Below are 17,722 nucleotides of genomic sequence, written 5' to 3' on the forward strand. Positions count from 1 at the left end.
CCGTTCTGGAGCACTGCATGGCCCTCAAGATCACTGTGATCGGCACCGGCTACCTCGGCGCCACCCACGCAGCGGCCATGGCGGAACTGGGCTTCGAGGTGCTCGGCCTCGACATCGTGCCCGAGAAGATCGCGATGCTCACCGAGGGCCGGGTGCCCATGTACGAGCCCGGCCTCGAGGACCTGCTGCGGCGCCACGTCGCGGGGTTCGAGGGCGCCACCGGGCGGCTGCGCTTCACCACCTCCTACGAGGAGGCCGGGGAGTTCGGCGACATCCACTTCATCTGTGTGAACACCCCGCAGAAGCACGGCGAGTACGCCTGTGACATGAGTTATGTGAACGCCGCGGTGGACTCGCTCGCCCCGCATCTGCGCCGCCCCGCGCTGGTCGTGGGCAAGTCCACGGTGCCGGTCGGCAGCGCCGACCTGCTCGCGGCCCGGCTGGCCGAGCTGGCCCCGGTGGGGGCGGACGCGGAGCTCGCCTGGAACCCCGAGTTCCTGCGCGAGGGGTTCGCCGTCCAGGACACCCTGCACCCGGACCGGATCGTGGTCGGCGTCGCCGGCGACCGGGCCGAGAAGCTGCTCCGCGAGGTGTACGAGACGCCCACCGCCGAGGGCTCGCCCTTCGTGGTGACCGACTTCCCCACCGCCGAGCTGGTGAAGGTCGCCGCCAACTCCTTCCTGGCGACCAAGATCTCCTTCATCAACGCCATGGCCGAGGTCTGCGAGGCGGCGGGCGGCGATGTGGTCAAGCTGGCCGAGGCCATCGGCTACGACGAGCGCATCGGAAGTAAGTTCCTGCGGGCCGGGATCGGCTTCGGCGGCGGTTGTCTGCCCAAGGACATCCGGGCCTTCATGGCGCGCGCCGGTGAACTCGGCGCCGACCAGGCGCTGACCTTCCTCCGCGAGGTCGACTCGATCAATATGCGGCGCCGCGGCCATATGGTCGAGCTGGCCCGCGAGGCCGTCGGTGGCAGCTTCCTGGGCAAGCGGGTCGCCGTGCTGGGCGCGACCTTCAAGCCGGACTCCGACGACGTCCGGGACTCCCCCGCACTCAACGTGGCCGGTCAGATACAGCTCCAGGGCGCCCAGGTCACCGTCTTCGACCCCAAGGGCATGGAGAACGCCCGGGCCCTCTTCCCGACCCTCGCCTACGCGGCGACGGCGGCCGAGGCGGCGCAGGGCGCCCATGCGGTGCTGCATCTCACCGAGTGGCGCGAGTTCCGCGAGCTGGACCCGGCGGCCCTCGGCGGCGTCGTCGCCGAGCGCCGGATCCTGGATGGGCGCAACGCCCTGGACCCCGACCACTGGCGCGAGGCCGGCTGGACCTACCGGGCGCTCGGGCGCCCGCTGGCGTAGGACCGAGGCTTCCCGTTTGACGGAGCCCGTTCGGTCAACCCGGGACGGGATCCAAGGAGGAGCCATGGCCATCGCCAAACTGGAACTTGTCGCGATCGATTGCCCCGACGCCACCGCGCTCGCCCACTTCTACCAGGAGGTGCTGGGCGGTGAGATCAAAAACGAGGGGAAGCCCTGGGTCGATCTCCACCTGCCCGACGGGACGCGGCTGGCCTTTCAGGAGGCACCCGGCTTCGTGGCGCCGAGCTGGCCGTCGGCGAAGGAGTCGCAGCAGCTGCACCTCGATCTGCGGGTGCCCGATATGGCGGCGGCGCAGGAGCGGGTGCTGGCGCTGGGGGCCCGTGCGCTGGACCTCGACGACGAGGGCGGGAAGCGGGACTTCCGCGTCTTCGCCGACCCGGCGGGGCACCCCTTCTGCCTGATCCATCCCTGACTCGTCCCGCAGAACCTTCCGCTCCCACCGGAGGGCGTCCGGTGGGAGCGGATCGGGTGCTCAGCGGCGGGGGCGGGTGGTTCGGCGCCGTTCCCCGTTACTCGGCGGCGTCCAGGTGGTCGATGGTCGCGAGGGACGGGCCGCGGTTGCTCTGCGCGGCGCGTGCCGCGTCCTCGGCGCCGCGCAGCGTACGGACCGCGTTCTGCCAGGTCAGCTTGGCGAGGTCGGCCGGTGACCAGCGGCGGTCGAGAAGCTCGGCGATCAGGTTCGGATAGCCCGCGACATCGGTGAGGCCCTCGGGAGTGAAGGCGGTGCCGTCGAAGTCGCCGCCGATGCCGATGTGGTCGATGCCCGCCACCTCGCGCATATGGTCGAGATGGTCGGCGACGGTCGACACGGTCGCCAGGGGACGCGGGTTGGCCTCCTCGAAGGCGCGCTGGACCTCCATCCCGGCGGGCGTCATCTCCAGCGGATGCATTCCGTGGGCGCGCATGTTCTCGTCCGCTGCCTTGGTCCAGGCGACCGCCTCGGGGAGAACGAACTTGGGGACGAAGGTGACCATCGCCACGCCCCCGTTGGCGGGCAGCAGCGCCAGCACATCGTCGGGGATGTTGCGCGGATGGTCGCAGACGGCGCGCGCGGAGGAGTGCGAGAAGACCACGGGCGCCTCGGTCACCCGGAGCGCGTCCCGCATGGTGTCGGCCGAGACATGGGAGAGGTCGACGAGCATGCCCAGGCGGTTCATCTCGCGCACCACCTCCTCGCCGAAGCGGGTGAGGCCGTGCGCCTTCGGCTCGTCGGTCGCCGAGTCGGCCCAGGGGACGTTGTCGTTGTGGGTCAGCGTCATGTACCGCACGCCCAGGTCGTACAGGGTGCGGAGGGTGGCCAGGGAGCAGTTGATGCTGTGGCCGCCCTCGGCGCCCATGAGGGAGGCGATCCGGCCCTCGGCCCGCGCCGCCTCCATGTCGTCGGCGGTGAACGCCGGGCGCAGGTCGGTGGCGTAGCGCTCGGTGAAACGGCGGACGACATCGATCTGTTCGAGGGTGGCGCTGACCGCGGTGTCACCGCTGAAGTCCGAGCGCACGTACACCGACCAGAATTGGGCGCCCACGCCGCCCGCGCGGAGTCGGGGGATGTCGGTGTGGGTGTGCGGGGTGAGGTCGGCGGCCATGTCGCGCTGGTCGAGGTCGTAGCGGACCTGCTCGCGCAGGGCCCAGGGGAAGTCGTTGTGGCCGTCTACGACGGGGTGGGCGGCCAGCAGGTCGTGGGCTTGCGCGAGGTGATCGGTCATTTCCGTAGTTTCGTATGGGGTGGCGTCGAAGTCACGTGTTGGGGGGCAGGGCGGGGCGGGGTGGGCGCCTGCGGCGGGCTTGCCCCCACCCCGCCCCTTCCCGAAACCCGGGGCTCCGCGCCCAGGCCCCCGCTCCTCAAACGCCGGAGGGGCTGGAATTGCTCCTCACGCCGGAGGGGCAGGGGTTCCCGGAGGGGCTGGGGGTGCTCCTCAAACGCCGGAGGGGCTGGAGTTGAAGCCGAACGATCCCGCCCCGTCCACCTTCGCCCGCAGGCGCTTGCCCTTTTCCGTGGCCTGGGCGTTGAGTTCGTCCTGGAACTCGCACATCCGCGCCTGGAGTCCGGGGTCGTGTGCGGCCAGGATCCGGGCGGCGAGCAGGCCCGCGTTGCGGGCGCCGCCGATGGAGACGGTGGCCACCGGGACGCCCGCGGGCATCTGGACGATCGACAGCAGGGAGTCCATGCCGTCGAGGTACTTCAGCGGTACGGGCACCCCGATCACCGGCAGCGGGGTGACGGACGCGAGCATGCCCGGGAGGTGGGCGGCGCCGCCCGCGCCCGCGATGATGGCCTTGAGGCCGCGGGACGCCGCGTTCTCCCCGTAGGCGACCATCTCGCGCGGCATGCGGTGGGCCGAGACGACATCCACCTCGTACGGGACCTCGAACTCGTCGAGGGCCTTGGCCGCTTCTTCCATGACGGGCCAGTCGGAGTCGGAGCCCATGACGATGCCGATCACAGGAGCGCTCATTCGGTGATGGTCCCTCGGAGGTAGTCGGCGGCGTGCCGGCCGCGCTCGCGCACATCGGCCAGGTCGTCGCCATAGGTGTTGACGTGGCCGACCTTGCGCCCGGGCTTCACGTCCTTGCCATACATATGGATCTTGAGCGCCGGGTCGCGCGCCATGCAGTGCAGATACGCCCCGTACATATCGGGGTAGTCGCCGCCGAGCACATTGGTCATCACGGTCCACGGCGCGCGCGGCCGCGGATCGCCGAGCGGGAGGTCCAGCACGGCCCGCACATGGTTGGCGAACTGGGAGGTGACGGCGCCGTCCTGGGTCCAGTGACCGGAGTTGTGGGGGCGCATCGCCAGCTCGTTGACCAGCAGTCGGCCGTCGCGGGTCTCGAACAGCTCGACCGCGAGATGGCCGACCACCCCGAGCTCCGCCGCGATCTTCAGCGCCATCTCCTGCGCCGTGGCGGACAGCCCCTCGGAGAGACCGGGGGCCGGGGCGATCACCGTGTCGCAGACCCCGTCCACCTGGATCGACTCCACGACGGGGTAGGCCACGGCCTGGCCGTGCGGGGACCGTACGACGTTGGCGGCGAGCTCACGGGCGAAGTCGACCATCTCCTCGGCGAGGACGGGCACCTCCGCGCGGAACGGCTCGGCCGCCTCCTCCACACCGCGGACAACCCACACGCCCTTGCCGTCGTAACCGCCGCGCACCGTCTTGAGGACGACCGGAAATCCGTCGCCCTCCCCCGCTTCCGCCGCGAACCGCGCGACGTCCTCGGGGTCGGCCACGATGCGGTGGCGCGGGCACGACACACCGGCCTCGCTCAGCCGCTTGCGCATCACCCCCTTGTCCTGGGCGTGCAGCAGCGCCTCGACTCCGGGGCGGATGACCACGCCATCCGCTTCCAGGGCGCGCAGATGCTCCGTCGGGACATGCTCGTGGTCGAAGGTGACCACATCACAGCCTTGTGCGAAAGCACGAAGAACGTCCAGGTCGCGGTAGTCGCCGATGACGACATCGCTGACCACCTGGGCCGCCGAGTCCTGAGGGGTGTCACTGAGCAGCTTGAACCTGATGCCGAGGGGGATGCCCGCCTCGTGGGTCATACGGGCGAGCTGGCCGCCGCCGACCATGCCGACTACCGGGAATGTCACCCTCCCAGGGTAACTTCCCCCTCCGACCGGCCCTGACCTGCGTCAGAGGAACCTCCGGAGATACCCACCGGACACCTGGCCGCGGTCTGAAGGGCGCGGGGCACGGCCGCTGGTTAGCATGGGGGGATGGACGACACCGACGGGACGGGGCTGAACGATCACCATGAGTGAACGGAGCACACTCGGCGGGCTGCGCGCCCAGATGGGGCAACTGGCTCGCGAGATCGCGAAGTTCGGGGTGGTCGGCGGCGCCGGCGTCTTCGTCAATCTCGCGGTGTTCAACCTGGTCCGCAGCGTCACCGAACTGCCGGTGGTGCGGGCCAGCATCGTGGCCACGGTGGTCGCCACCGGCTTCAACTACGTGGGATACCGCTACTTCACCTACCGGGACCGCGACAAGCAGGGCCGCACCAAGGAGCTCAGCCTCTTTCTGCTGTTCAGCGCCATCGGCCTGATCATCGAGAACGGTGTGCTGTACGCCGCCACCTATGGCTTCGGGTGGGACAGCTCACTGCAGAGCAATGTGTTCAAGTTCCTCGGGATCGGCCTGGGCACCCTCTTCCGCTTCTGGTCCTACCGGACCTGGGTGTTCCGGACACTGCCCGCACGGGACGCCGTCGTGCGCGCGGAAGCCTTCCTGTCCGACGCGCCGCCCGCCCAGGCCACCCGTAAGCAGCCGGTCCGCAAGTAGGTCCGCAAGGAGCGCGCCCGAGGGGCCCCTCGGGCGCGCTCAGGAGCCCGAGGCGTCCTCGGCCTCCCGGCTGAGGAAGAGCGCGAACACCGGCGGATGCTGCTGCAGCAACTCCAGCCGGCCGCCGTCCGCCTCCGCCAGATCCCGTGCGACGGCGAGCCCCAGGCCGGTGGAGTTCCGTCCGCTGACCGTCCGCTCGAAGACCCGCGCCCCCAGGTCCGGCGAGACCCCCGGACCCTCGTCGGAGACCTCCACCACGGCCTGGTTGCCGGTGACCCGGGTACGCAGCGCGACCGTACCGTCACCGTGCATCAGCGAGTTCTCGATCAGCGTCGCCAGCACCTGGGCGACCGCGCCCGGGGTGCCCACCGCGCGCAGCCCCTTCTTGCCCGAGCGCACGATGGCGCGGCCCTCGCTGCGCGAGGCCGGGCGCCACTCCTCGATCTGCTGCTTGACGACCTCGTCCAGGTCGAAGGCGACCGCGGAGCCGCTGCGCGGATCGCGCGAATTGGTCAGCAGCCGCTGGACGACGTCGGTGAGCCGCTCCACCTGGCCCAGCGCGATCGTCGCCTCCTCCTTGACCGTCTCCGGATCGTCGGTGAGCGTGATCTCCTCCAGCCGCATCGACAGCGCGGTCAGCGGCGTACGGAGCTGATGCGAGGCGTCGGCGGCCAGGCGCCGCTCGGCGGTGAGCATCCGGGCGATCCGCTCGGCGCTCCCGTCCAGCACATCGGCGACCCGGTCCAGCTCCGGCACCCCGTAGCGCCGGTGGCGCGGCCGGGGGTCCCCGGAGCCCAGCCGCTCGGCGGTCTCCGCGAGATCGGTGAGCGGGGCGGAGAGCCGGTGCGCCTGGCGTACGGCGAGGGCGACGGCGGCGAGCACGGCGAGCAGCGCGACGGCGAGGATGATCAGCATGGTGCGGCCGACCTCGCGGCTCACCGTGGTCCGGGACGCCTCGACCCGTACGACCTCGCCCTGCTCACCCGGCTCCTCGGCGGAGATGACACTGCCCTCGGGGCGCTTGCCGATCTCCACAATGCGGTGGTCCGGCATCCTGATCACGGCGTAGCGGCCGGGCTCGATCTGCTCGCGCAGCACTCTGGGGGTGACCCCCTCGCCCCCCAGCAGCCTGCTGTCGACGATGCTCACCAGACGCACCGCATCGGAGCTCACGCTCTCCTGGGCGCTGTTCTCGATGGTCCGCGTCTCGACGATGACCAGCGACAGGCCGAAGACCGCGATGACGACGAGCACCACGGCCAGCGTGGAGTTGATCAAGCGACGGCGCATTGCCCTACCGTGTCAGTACTGGTCGGCTTCTTCAGCTTTTCTCGAATCGGAAGCCGACACCACGAACGGTGGCGATATAGCGGGGATTGGCCGCATCGTCACCGAGCTTCTTGCGCAGCCAGGAGATGTGCATGTCGAGGGTCTTGGTGGAGGACCACCAGGTGGTGTCCCACACCTCGCGCATCAGCTGATCGCGGGTGACGACCCGCCCGGCGTCCCGCACCAGGACGCGCAGCAGGTCGAACTCCTTGGCGGTCAGCTGCAGCTCCTCGTCGCCCATCCAGGCGCGGTGCGACTCGACGTCGATCCGCACCCCGTGGGTGGCCGGCTGCTGTTGCTGTGTCTCGACGGCACCGCGCCGCAGCAGCGCCCGGACCCGGGCGAGCAGTTCGGCGAGCCGGAACGGCTTGGTGACGTAGTCGTCGGCGCCGGCGTCCAGGCCGACCACCGTGTCCACCTCGTCCGCGCGGGCCGTGAGCACCAGCACCGGAAAGCCGTGGCCCTCCGTGCGGAGCCGACGGCAGACCTCGAGCCCGTCCATCCCGGGCAGGCCGAGGTCGAGGACGAGCAGGTCGACGCCTCCTTGCAGACCGGCGTCGAGCGCGGTGGGTCCGTCCTCGCGCACCTCGACCTCGTACCCCTCGCGGCGCAGGGCACGGGCGAGCGGCTCCGAGATGGATGCGTCATCCTCGGCGAGCAGTACTCGGGTCATGGGGGTGATGGTAGTCCGCTGAGGTCGGGGCACGGGGCGCGTACGGCGCGACGGACGGTGCACGGAAGGTTGCACGCCTCCGCCGTGAGCTATCTCTCACCGCCTCCAAGAGTGTCAAGTACGTGTCGTATGGTGAAACAACGTCTGTAGCACTCCTCCGGGGCCTTTGGTGACGACGACGCACCCAAAGGTCTCTGTCATGTCCGGAGCGGGGAAGGGGCCGGCACAACCGGCCCGGACCACGTCCGGCGCTCAGTCGCTCAGCCATCCCCCCACGGGCGCTGGCCCTGTCGGCAGCGCTCTCTGAGCACGCAAGGAAACCACCATGGCGTCCAGCCTGACGAAGGGCGCCACCGCGCAGGGGACCCCTGCCGGCGGCAAAACCTTCTTCGGCCACCCTCGCGGCCTGGCCACTCTCTTCATGATCGAGATGTGGGAGCGGTTCAGCTTCTACGGCATGCGGGCCCTCCTCGTGGTCTATCTGATCTCCGGCGGCCCCGACGCCAAGGCCGGCGGGCAGGGCGGTGGGCTCGGGCTGACCGAGGGCAACGCGGTGGCCATCTACTCGGTCTACCTGGCCATGGTCTATCTGCTGGCCATGCCGGGCGGCTGGTTCGGCGACCGGGTGTGGGGTCCGCGCAAGACGGTGGTCATCGCGTCCGGGATCGTCATGGCCGGACATCTGGCGCTCTCCGTCCCCGGCCAGGCGACCTTCTTCGTCGGCCTCGCCCTGGTGGCGCTCGGCTCCGGTCTGATCAAGGCCAACATCTCGACGATGGTGGGCCAGCTCTACGACGGTCCGCAGGACCCGCGCCGGGACGGCGGCTTCACCCTCTTCTACATCGGCATCAACCTCGGTGCGTTCGCCGCTCCGTTGGTGATCGGCACCGTCGGCCAGTCGTACAACTGGCACCTGGGCTTCGCGCTCGCCGCGCTGGGCATGGCCCTGGGCCTGGTCCAGTTCCTGATCGGCACCCGCCATCTGAGCCCGGAGAGCAACGTCGTCCCCACCCCGCTGGCGACCGAGGAGCGCCGCTCCTGGCTGCGCAAGGCGATGATCTGGCTGATCGTCGCCGCGGTCTTCTACACCGGCGTGGTGCTCAGCGGGAGCTGGACCCTCAACTGGGTGCTGATTCCGATCACCATCCTGGGCCTGATCATCCCGACCGGTGTGCTCATCCGGATCAAGCGCGACCGGGAGCTCTCGGCGGTCGAGCAGACCAAGGTGAGCGGCTACATCTGGTTCTTCGTGGCCGCCGCGGTGTTCTGGATGATCTACGACCAGGGCGGTTCGACGCTGTCCGCCTTCGCCGAGGCCAAGACCGCGGACACGATCTTCGGGCTGCACTTCCCGTCCTCGTGGTTCCAGTCGGTCAACCCGCTGATGATCATGGCGCTGGCCCCGGTCTTCGCCTGGCTGTGGCTGTGGCTGGCGCGGCGTGACCGGGAGCCGAACACCACGCTGAAGTTCGCGATGGCCCTGGTCCTGATCGGCGCCTCGTTCTTCGTCTTCGTCGTGCCGATGGGGATGGCCCAGGACGGGACCAAGGTCAGCCCGCTGTGGCTGGTGTCGATCTACATGGTCCAGACGATGGGCGAGCTGTGCCTGTCGCCGGTCGGCCTGTCGGTGACCACCAAGATGGCGCCGGCGAAGTACGCCAGCCAGATGATGGGCGTGTGGTTCCTGGCCGTGACCGCGGGCGACTGCATCACGGGGCTGCTGTCCATCGCCGGGGTCGACCTGAGCGGGGTCGGGGTGATCACGCTGGAGGCGGCCATGGCGGCGCTCGCGGGCTTCGCGGTCTTCATGTACCGGAAGAAGGTCGTGGCCCTGATGGCCGACGTCCACTGACGTCCATAGCGGTACGCGGTACTGCGCAGCGATACGAGGGGCCCGGCGCGGGAAGACCGCGCCGGGCCCTTCGCCGTTCGGTGTGGCTACGCGGTTCAGCGGGTGGTGCCGCGCAGTTTGCGCCACGGTGTGAGGGTGAAGATGGCGCCGCCGAGCAGAACGGTGGTACCGGCGATCAGGGCGAGCGCCTTCAGCCCGCCATGGTCGTTCGCACCGGTGTCGGCGAGCCCGCCGCTGGTGGCCGAACCGCCGCTGCCCGAGGTGCCGCTGCCGCCCGAGGTGCCGCCTCCGGAGCCACTGCCCCCGCTCGTGCCACCGCCCGTCGTGTCACCGCCGGTGGTGCCGCCGGGCTGGCCGGTGGTGTCCAGTTCGAGCGAGACGCCAGGGTCCTTGGACGGGGTGCAGGTGGTGGTCGTACCGAGGGCCTTGACCGTCAGCACCCCGGGGGTGAGCGTCGACTTGCCGCTCGCGCCCGGCTTGTAGGTGCCGGTGAGGTCGGGGATCTCGATCGGATCACCGGACTTGATGGGCTCCTTGTTGGTCGGCCCCGCCACGGCGACGGTGCCCTTGTCGGCACCGCCGACCTTGACGGCCATCGACGGTTTGACCGAATCGGCGGGGATGTCGGCCGGACTGTCCATCACGGACTTGCCGAACTTCACGGTCAGCGCGAAACTCCCGCCGCTCTTGGCGGCGTTGATCTGGACCGGGGAGGTCGCGTTCTTGTCGCCGATGGGGGTCTTGCAGGCGTAGGCGACCTCAACCTCCTTACCGGTGTACGCATCGTCTCCGCCGCCCCCGCCACCGGTGGTGCCGCTGGTCGTCCCGCTCGTCGTACCACTGGTGGTGCCGCTGGTGGTGCCACTCGTCGTGCCGCTGGTGGTGCCACTCGTGGTACCGCTGGTCGTGCCGCTCGTCGTGCCGCTCGTCGTACCACTGGTGGTACCGCTGGTCGTGCCGCCCGGACCGCTGCCGCCGTCCGTCACCTTGATGGTCGCGGCGGCCTTGACGGCCTCCTTCGCCGAGCACTTGGTGTCCGTGGGCAGCGGCTTGCTGACGTTGATGTTGTAGCCGCCGGGCGTCAGCGTCACCTCGCCCGCCTTCGTGAGCTTCAGCTTCCCCTTCATGTCGGAGAGCTTCATCTCACCGCCCTTGGGGATCGCCGGGTTCTCCCGCGGCCCCTCCAGGGACAGGTCACCGGTCTGCGCGCCGCCCACCGTGATGGTGCCGGTCGGCAGGATGGTGTTGGCCTCCAGGTCGAGGATCGGCGGGTTCTTGGACGCGGCCTGCACCGTCTTCCACACCACCTCGACCTCCTCCCCGACCTTGGCCGTCGCCGGTGCCGTGACGGCCACGGTCGTGGTGCCCTCCACCGGCGGCATACCGGAGATCGGAGGCGGTAGACACTCGGTCTTGTACGAGACCTCGGCGCCCGCCGCGCTGCCCGCGCCGAGCAGCACGCCCGCACCGCCGAGCAGCAGCGCGACGGCGGCCGCACTCACTCTTCGTCGCATCTCAGGTGGTTCCTTTCGGAGTCGATCGGATCTCCTCGGACGGTGCGGAAATCTGGTGGTGCGGCGGTGCCTCCGGCGCCGTGTCGGGGGTGAACCAGGGCAGCGCCGGACGCGCGCCGTTCGCCCCGGCCGGTCCGGTGGACGGGGGCGGGGATGCGGGCGGCGGTGGCGCGGCCCGGGCCGTACGGGGCCGTACCTTGTCCACGACGGCCATGCCGATCCGGAAGACCGTCGCCGCGGCCACGACGCACAGCAGGACCCAGAAGAGCGTGACGCCCCAGGGCCGTCCCACCGCCCACGGCTGTTCGACGAGCAGCTTGGATCCGTAGCGCAGCGAGACCAGATAGTCGCCATGGGCCCCGGCCGACAGTTCGACGTCCAGCTTGACCTGCGCCTTCTTCCCCGGCTGGATCGTCCCCCGCCATCGCTGCTCCTCCCAGGAGGGGGCGAAGACGCCGTGCGAGGTGCCCACTTCGAAGACCGGATCGCGGGCCGGGGTCGAGCCGAGATTGCCGACGGTGACGACGAGCCGTCGGCTCGGCGGCGCGCCGAACCAGGTCAGCAGCCCGCTGGAGCCGTCGAGCCGGGCCGAGAGCACGCTCAGCCGCTCGCCTCCGCTCCGCTCCTTCGGCAGCGGCGCGACCGGATGCCCGGCGACCTTGAACGCCACGTCCGCGGCGGCGGCCTCACCGGTGGCGGTCGCAATATGGATGACACAGGGACAGGGCTTGGGCGGCTCGGCGACCGGCAGCTTCTTGCTGAAGGTGCCGTCCGCGCCGACGGTGACCGCCCTGCCGTCGCCGTTGGCGCAGGAGTTGGTGCCGCCGATCATGTTCTGTCCGCAGATGAGCAGGGTAAGCAGGGCACGCGGCCGCCATCGGGCGCCGGTCACGGTGACCGTGCCGCCCGTGCCCGCCTCGGCCTGGGAGACCTTCGCGGTCGGGCCCTCGGCCGCCTTGGCGCCGCCCGTCAGGGGCACGCCGAGGGTGAGGAGGACCAGGACGAGCACGGTGACCACGGCGGAGGGCCGGGCCGGGGTGCCTGCGCATCGGCATGGGTTCACGTGGTCGCTCCTGCCCCTGTGCTCTGCGGTTGCGGCTGCGGTCCCGGGGTGTGGCGTCGGCGCCGTCGTCTTCGCCGCAGCCAGACGCCTCCGCCGACGCCCGCGCCCACCAGGGCCGCCGCCGCGGGGGCGAGCAGCCACCAGGGGACGGCCGTGTATCCGGCGGTCGCCGTGGCGTGCGCGCCCCCGCCCGCGGTGACCGTGAGCCGCACGTCCACCGAGTCGAGGACGGGCGGGTGCGGCCAGCTCTCGGTGAGCCGCACCCGCTTGCCCGGCGGCAGCTCGACCGGCAGGGTGCGCGGGTCCCGGCGCAGCACCTGGCCGAAGAGCCCGTCGGCGCGTACGGCCAGCCGTGGGGTGAGCACGGTGTTGCCGCGGTTGACGAGGGCGTAGCGGATGGCCGCCCGGTCGCCGCGGCCCTGGATCGTCACGTCCTCCACGGCGAGGGCGGACAGCGTCGCACCACTGATCCGCAGCCGCAGCCGGACCGCGATCTCGCGACCGCCGGAGGAGACCATGACCGCGCCGGGGCGTTCGCCGGGCACCGCGTCGGAGGGGACGGTGAGGGTGAAGGGGATGTCGGCACGGGTGCGGGGCGGCACCGTCACCCGCTGTTCGGCGAGCGCGATACGGGCGCCGTCGGCGCCGCGCAGCCGGACGGTGCGGGGGCGCTCGCCCTTGTTGATGACCGACAGCCTGTCCTCCAGGACGGCGCCGGGCCCGCCTTCGAGGTAGATGTACGGCCGGTCGCCCGCGCCCGGTGCGCTGCCGCCGCCGGCGGCGGGAGCCGCCGACCAGTCGGGTCCGGCGGCGGCAGCCGGGGAGGCCCAGGGCCCCGGGGGCACCAGGAACGCGGCCAACAGGGCCGGGGCACAAAGGCGGGCGGCTGGCCGCATGACGGCATGCCCGGCCGCGCGGCGGACCGCTCGGCTCACTGCACGGATACGCGACGGCATCGGCGGCTCCTCGGATGCCGCGAGCGTCAGGGCGTCCGCTGACGGCGGGTCAGCCAGAGCGCCCCGGCCACTCCGGCGAGCAGCACCGTCCCGCCGAGGGTGCCGAGCGCGACGGCGGAGTCCGCCGGTCCGGTCTGTGGCAGCTGGTCGTTGCCGGAGCCGCCCTGCGCACCGCCGGATCCGCCCGTGCCGCCCGTACTCGTACCGCCCGTGCTGCCCGTACCGCCGGTGGAGCCGGAGTCCCCGCCGCCGCCCGCGCCCTTGACGTCCAGCGTCAGGGAGGGCTTGGGGTTGTTGCCGGGGGTGCAGGTGGTGGTCGTTCCCAGCGCCTTGATGGTGAGGGTCGAGGCGGTGAAGGTGACCTTTCCGCTCTTCTTGGGCGTGTAGGTGCCCGACAGGTCACTGATCTTGATTGGGGTGTTGGCCGGGATGGCCTTGTCGTTGGCGGGCCCCGACACCGAGACCGTGCCGCTTTCCGCTCCGCCCAGTTTGATGAGCGCGCTGGGGTGCATGGCGCCCTTGCCGAGTTCGACGGGGCTGGAGGAGACGCCCTTCTCGAAGGACATCGTGAGCTTGTAGGAACCGCCGCTCGCGACGCTCTTGATGTCGATGGGCGATACGGCGCTCTTGTCGCCGATCGGCGTCTTGCACTGGTAGTCGACGTCCACGGTGTCGGCGTGCGCGGCCGGGGCGGTGAGGAGCACCACGGAGCCGGCCAGGGCCGCCGCGAGCGTCAGGGCGCCGCCACGGCCGGCCGGGCGCCGTTGGTTGTGGGACACCACGAGATCCCCTCTCGTCAAGCGCCGCAGCCGAATGTAACTGACGGCACATCAGATTGGGCGCTGACGGTACGCCGGGGACCTTGCCAAGGGAAGACAAAAAGCACGCCGGATCGGCGCGAAGCGGAGAAGAGGGGGTGAAGTGGCCGCCGCGGCGACGGGATCGGGCGGGCCCGGGGCCGGACATACGACGGGGATCAGGCGGGCCCGGGGCCGGACATGCCGGAGGAGGCCCCGGCCGTGGTGGGGACGGCCGGATCGGCGCGGCGGATCAGCCGGGCCTGCGGGTGGACGGTGGCATCGTGGTGGGGCCGGAGCCGCGCTCTTCAGCCCGGCGCGGCGAGCTCGGCCCAGACCGTCTTGCCGGATCCCTCCACGTTCCGCACGACCCCCCAGTCGAGGCACAGCCGCTGGACGATGAACATGCCGTGGCCGCCGGGCCGGCCGGCGCGGTGCGGGGTGCGCGGCGCGGGCGTACCGGTACCGAGGTCCACGACCTCGAGCCGGAGCACTTTGGCGTTACAGCTGACGCGCAGCTCCTCGGGACCCTCGGCATGCAGACAGGCGTTGGTGACCAGTTCGGAGACGACGAGCAGGACGTCCTCGGCGGCGGCCCGGTGGTCGGCGGTCGCGGCCGGAAGCCACCCCCAGTCGCGCAGCGCCTCGCGCGTGAAGTCGCGGGCGCGCGGAACGGCCCCGCTGGCCCCGATCAGAGCGAGCCTGCGGGTCTGGCGGATGGAACCGGCGGTCGGGGGGGCCGGTGGGGAGGCCGAAGCCGCGGGGCCGTCCGGGTCCGGGCCGCGGTCGCCCGGCGGGTACGGCCGGGTGGTGCTCATCAGCGCTTCACCTCACCGATTCACCGATTCAGGGTCCAGGGATACCTGATCTCTTCAACAGTTTCAGCCTGTCTCCTGCCCGGCCAAAGCGTGAGAACACCCACTACTTCCGCCCCACTGATGTGACGCGGGCAACGCATCGGTGACCCACCGATGACACGCCGGGAACAAGAGTGATCTACGTCACTCGACAAGCGCTGCGTCGAGCGACTCATGCACCGTAAAGACGGCATCCGCGCCCGTGATCTCGAACACTCGGGCAACGATCGGCAGCATCCCGGCCAGATGGACGCCACCGCCTTCGGCCTCGGCCTTGAGTCGTGCACCGAGAAGGACATTGAGCCCGGTGGAGTCACAGAACTCCAGCTTTGAGCAGTCCACCACCAGCCGGACACGTCCCCCCTCTACGCACTTCTCGAGCGGCTCGCGCAGCACTTCGGCGGTGTGGTGATCCAACTCACCCGCCGGCGTCACGACCGCGCTCGTCCCGTGGTGCCGAACCTCGACCTGGAGCCGGCCTTTGCTGGCGCTGCCGACCATCCCGCGGTCCATCTGCGCACCTCTTCTGGCGTCTCGTTGCTTTCGATTGCGCGCATCGAACCCTACGCCTTCTACCCGGTCCTCTGGTAGCCGAACATTTCGCATAGTTCGGCAAATATGGACAACGTGGACTTGCCACTTGGTGGCTGATGCAGGTAGGCGTAGAGGGTCACATCCGCTTACGGCCCGGCTTTGGAGGCGCCGCTCACCGGAGCAGCACGTCATGGCACCGGCAGCCATATGCCGAGAACGATGGAGGAGACTATGTCACCCCGCCTCGACGACACGCGTACCGAACCCTCGGGGAGTACCCGGACCACCGTTTCGTCGGCCCCCCTGCCCGAGCAGTTCACCCCCGACGCGGACGCCCAGGCGACCGTTGGCTTCTTCGATGAACTGCCGGAATTGTCCGATCTACCGGAAATACCCCCTTATGACACGGTAGCACCGGTAGACGCGAGAGCTCTGTCGAAGACTCTTTTCGAACGTCTCGAGGTGCTGGAGGAAGGCACCCACGAATACGCCTATGTGCGTAACACCCTGGTCGAGCTCAACTTGGCGCTGGTCAAGTTCGCCGCCTCCCGGTTCCGCTCCCGCAGCGAGCCGATGGAGGACATCGTCCAGGTCGGCACCATCGGCCTGATCAAGGCCATCGACCGCTTCGAGACCGGCCGGGGCGTCGAGTTCCCGACCTTCGCGATGCCGACGATCGTCGGTGAGATCAAGCGCTTCTTCCGCGACACCAGCTGGTCGGTGCGCGTACCGCGGCGGCTGCAGGAGCTCCGTCTCGACCTGGCCAAGGCCGGCGACGAACTCGCCCAGCGGCTGGACCGCGCCCCCACCGTCAGCGAACTGGCCGAGCGGCTGGACATCAGCCAGGCCGAGGTCGTCGAGGGCATGGCCGCGAGCAACGCGTACACCGCGAGCTCGCTGGACGCCCAGCCGGAGGAGGACGACTCCGAGGGAGCGCTGGCGGACCGGATCGGCTACGAGGACCACGGACTCGAAGGCATCGAGTACGTCGAGTCCCTGAAGCCCCTGATCGCCGATCTGTCCGCGCGCGACCGGAAGATCCTCTCCCTGCGCTTCGTGGCCAATATGACGCAGTCGGAGATCGGTGAGGAGCTGGGCATCTCCCAGATGCATGTCTCGCGGCTGCTGTCGCGCACCCTCCGTCGGCTCCGTAAGGGTCTGATGATCGAGGAGTGACGCCTCCGCAGACGGATAAGGGCCCGCCCCCGGCCGACCGGGACGGGCCCTTATCCGTGCGCGCTGCCGTTCCGTCAGGTCACATCACGTCACATGTCAGATCAGGGTGCCGTTGTGCCACACCGCCGAGACCAGCGGGACACCGGGGCGGTAGGCGAGGTGCACATGGGACGGGGCGTCCAGCAGCGCCAGATCGGCCCGGGCGCCCGGGCTCACCCGGCCCACGTCGGTACGGCGCAGGGCCCGCGCCCCACCGGCCGTGGCGGCCCACACCGCCTCATCGGGGGTCATCCCCATCTCCCGTACGGCCAGGGCCACACAGAACGGCATGGAGCTGGTGAAGGACGAGCCCGGGTTGCAGTCCGGGGACAGCGCGACCGTGGCGCCCGCGTCGAGCAGCCGGCGCGCGTCCGGATACGTCGAGCGGGTGGAGAACTCCGCCCCGGGGAGCAGAGTGGCGACCGTCTCCCCCTGGGCCAGCGCGTCGACGTCCGCATCGGTCAGATGCGTGCAGTGGTCGGCTGAGGCGGCGCCCAGCTCCACCGCGAGCTGCACCCCGGGGCCGTAGGAGAGCTGGTTGGCGTGGACCCGCGGGATCAGCCCGCGCTCCTTGCCCGCGGTCAGGATGGTGCGGGCCTGGTCGCCGTCGAAGGCGCCCTGCTCGCAGAAGACGTCGATCCAGCGGGCGTACGGGGCGCAGGCGTCCAGCATCGGGCCGGTGACCAGATCCACGTACCCGGCCGGGTCGTCGGCGAACTCGGGGGCGACGATATGCGCTCCGAGGAAGGTCACCTCGTCGGTGTGGGCACTGGCGATGGTCAGCGCGCGGGCCTCGTCCTGGGAGGTCAGCCCGTAGCCGGACTTGATCTCGACGGTCGTGGTGCCCTGCCGGCGCGCCTCGGCCACATAGCGGCCGACGTTGGCGTGCAGCACGTTGTTCGACGCGGCGCGGGTGGCGGCGACGGTCGTGCGGATCCCGCCCGCGCTGTACGGGCGGCCGGACATCCGGGCGTTGAACTCCTCGGTCCGGTCGCCCGCGAAGACCAGATGGGAGTGGGAGTCCACAAAGCCCGGAATGGCCGCCCGGCCACCGGCGTCGACCCGGTTGTCGGTGGCGGGTGCTTTGCTGGACTCACCGACCCAGGCGATGCGGTCGCCGTCGATGACGACGGCCGCGTCCCGGATCAGGCCGAGGGGGCCTTCACCGAGGGAGGGGTCATTGGTGACCAGACCGGCGATGTCGGTGATGGCGGTCGTGGTCGGCGCAGTCGTCGCGGTGGTCATCGTGGGGGTGTTCTCCTTC

The 17,722-nt window shown here is 70.6% G+C and carries 17 protein-coding genes; 5 read left to right on the forward strand and 12 right to left on the reverse strand.

The window, feature by feature from the left end; genetic code table 11:
* Positions 1-17 precede the first annotated feature (17 nt).
* Positions 18-1,358 carry a UDP-glucose/GDP-mannose dehydrogenase family protein gene (locus tag AS97_RS19705; RefSeq protein ID WP_086710710.1) on the forward strand — a complete coding sequence of 447 codons (1,341 nt, stop codon included), beginning with the start codon at positions 18-20 and terminating at the stop codon, positions 1,356-1,358.
* 64 nt (positions 1,359-1,422) lie between these two features.
* Complete coding sequence (locus AS97_RS19710; protein ID WP_086710711.1) at positions 1,423-1,791, forward strand: VOC family protein; 369 nt, start codon at positions 1,423-1,425, stop codon at positions 1,789-1,791.
* A 97-nt stretch (positions 1,792-1,888) separates the two neighbouring features.
* On the opposite strand, the gene AS97_RS19715 is transcribed toward AS97_RS19710, so the two are convergent.
* The 3 genes from AS97_RS19715 to AS97_RS19725 form a co-directional block, all read right to left on the reverse strand.
* Positions 1,889-3,082 carry a dipeptidase gene (locus tag AS97_RS19715; RefSeq protein WP_059145133.1) on the reverse strand — a complete coding sequence of 398 codons (1,194 nt, stop codon included), beginning with the start codon at positions 3,080-3,082 and terminating at the stop codon, positions 1,889-1,891.
* A 210-nt stretch (positions 3,083-3,292) separates the two neighbouring features.
* Positions 3,293-3,832: a 5-(carboxyamino)imidazole ribonucleotide mutase gene (gene purE, locus AS97_RS19720; protein WP_059145134.1), complete on the reverse strand. Its 540-nt coding sequence runs from the start codon at positions 3,830-3,832 to the stop codon at positions 3,293-3,295.
* Positions 3,829-4,977, reverse strand: coding sequence for a 5-(carboxyamino)imidazole ribonucleotide synthase (locus AS97_RS19725; protein WP_210565377.1), 1,149 nt, complete (start codon positions 4,975-4,977; stop codon positions 3,829-3,831). Before AS97_RS19725 ends, purE begins: the two co-directional genes overlap by 4 nt.
* Positions 4,978-5,140: 163 nt before the next feature.
* Between AS97_RS19725 and AS97_RS19730 the strand changes: the two genes are divergently transcribed.
* A complete protein-coding gene (locus tag AS97_RS19730; RefSeq protein WP_059145136.1) occupies positions 5,141-5,668 on the forward strand; it encodes a GtrA family protein in 528 nt (175 codons plus the stop codon).
* 39 nt (positions 5,669-5,707) lie between these two features.
* Here AS97_RS19730 and AS97_RS19735 read toward each other — a convergent pair whose 3' ends face one another.
* Both AS97_RS19735 and AS97_RS19740 read right to left on the reverse strand, forming a co-directional pair.
* The gene (locus AS97_RS19735) at positions 5,708-6,958 is read right to left on the reverse strand and encodes an ATP-binding protein (RefSeq protein WP_059145137.1); all 1,251 of its coding nucleotides are present in this window, start codon (positions 6,956-6,958) and stop codon (positions 5,708-5,710) included.
* A 31-nt stretch (positions 6,959-6,989) separates the two neighbouring features.
* Positions 6,990-7,670, reverse strand: coding sequence for a response regulator transcription factor (locus AS97_RS19740; RefSeq protein ID WP_014061218.1), 681 nt, complete (start codon positions 7,668-7,670; stop codon positions 6,990-6,992).
* A 325-nt stretch (positions 7,671-7,995) separates the two neighbouring features.
* Between AS97_RS19740 and AS97_RS19745 the strand changes: the two genes are divergently transcribed.
* Positions 7,996-9,522, forward strand: a complete 1,527-nt coding sequence (locus AS97_RS19745) for an oligopeptide:H+ symporter (RefSeq protein ID WP_059145138.1) — start codon at positions 7,996-7,998, stop codon at positions 9,520-9,522.
* 95 nt (positions 9,523-9,617) lie between these two features.
* Here the strand turns inward: AS97_RS19745 and AS97_RS19750 are convergent, their stop codons facing one another.
* The 6 genes from AS97_RS19750 to AS97_RS19775 all read right to left on the reverse strand — a co-directional run bounded on the left by AS97_RS19750 (position 9,618) and on the right by AS97_RS19775 (position 15,222).
* Entirely contained in the window at positions 9,618-11,036 is a 1,419-nt protein-coding gene (locus AS97_RS19750) for a hypothetical protein (RefSeq protein WP_210565378.1), read from the reverse strand.
* A gap of 1 nt (position 11,037) precedes the next feature.
* Positions 11,038-12,099, reverse strand: coding sequence for a hypothetical protein (locus AS97_RS19755; RefSeq protein WP_125759946.1), 1,062 nt, complete (start codon positions 12,097-12,099; stop codon positions 11,038-11,040).
* Positions 12,096-13,055: a hypothetical protein gene (locus AS97_RS19760; protein WP_125759945.1), complete on the reverse strand. Its 960-nt coding sequence runs from the start codon at positions 13,053-13,055 to the stop codon at positions 12,096-12,098. The genes AS97_RS19755 and AS97_RS19760 overlap by 4 nt, the downstream gene beginning before the upstream one ends.
* Before the next feature lie 26 nt (positions 13,056-13,081).
* Complete coding sequence (locus tag AS97_RS19765) at positions 13,082-13,837, reverse strand: LPXTG cell wall anchor domain-containing protein (protein ID WP_093462358.1); 756 nt, start codon at positions 13,835-13,837, stop codon at positions 13,082-13,084.
* 323 nt (positions 13,838-14,160) lie between these two features.
* Positions 14,161-14,670, reverse strand: a complete 510-nt coding sequence (locus AS97_RS19770) for an ATP-binding protein (RefSeq protein WP_059145142.1) — start codon at positions 14,668-14,670, stop codon at positions 14,161-14,163.
* A gap of 183 nt (positions 14,671-14,853) precedes the next feature.
* Positions 14,854-15,222, reverse strand: a complete 369-nt coding sequence (locus tag AS97_RS19775; protein ID WP_059145143.1) for an STAS domain-containing protein — start codon at positions 15,220-15,222, stop codon at positions 14,854-14,856.
* A gap of 252 nt (positions 15,223-15,474) precedes the next feature.
* Between AS97_RS19775 and AS97_RS19780 the strand changes: the two genes are divergently transcribed.
* Positions 15,475-16,419: an RNA polymerase sigma factor SigF gene (locus tag AS97_RS19780; RefSeq protein ID WP_059145144.1), complete on the forward strand. Its 945-nt coding sequence runs from the start codon at positions 15,475-15,477 to the stop codon at positions 16,417-16,419.
* Between the two features lie 96 nt (positions 16,420-16,515).
* Here AS97_RS19780 and hutI read toward each other — a convergent pair whose 3' ends face one another.
* The gene (gene hutI, locus AS97_RS19785; RefSeq protein WP_059145145.1) at positions 16,516-17,703 is read right to left on the reverse strand and encodes an imidazolonepropionase; all 1,188 of its coding nucleotides are present in this window, start codon (positions 17,701-17,703) and stop codon (positions 16,516-16,518) included.
* Between the last annotated feature and the right edge of the window lie 19 nt (positions 17,704-17,722).

This window comes from Streptomyces sp. AgN23 (assembly GCF_001598115.1).
In the GTDB taxonomy this organism is placed as follows: domain Bacteria; phylum Actinomycetota; class Actinomycetes; order Streptomycetales; family Streptomycetaceae; genus Streptomyces; species Streptomyces antimycoticus.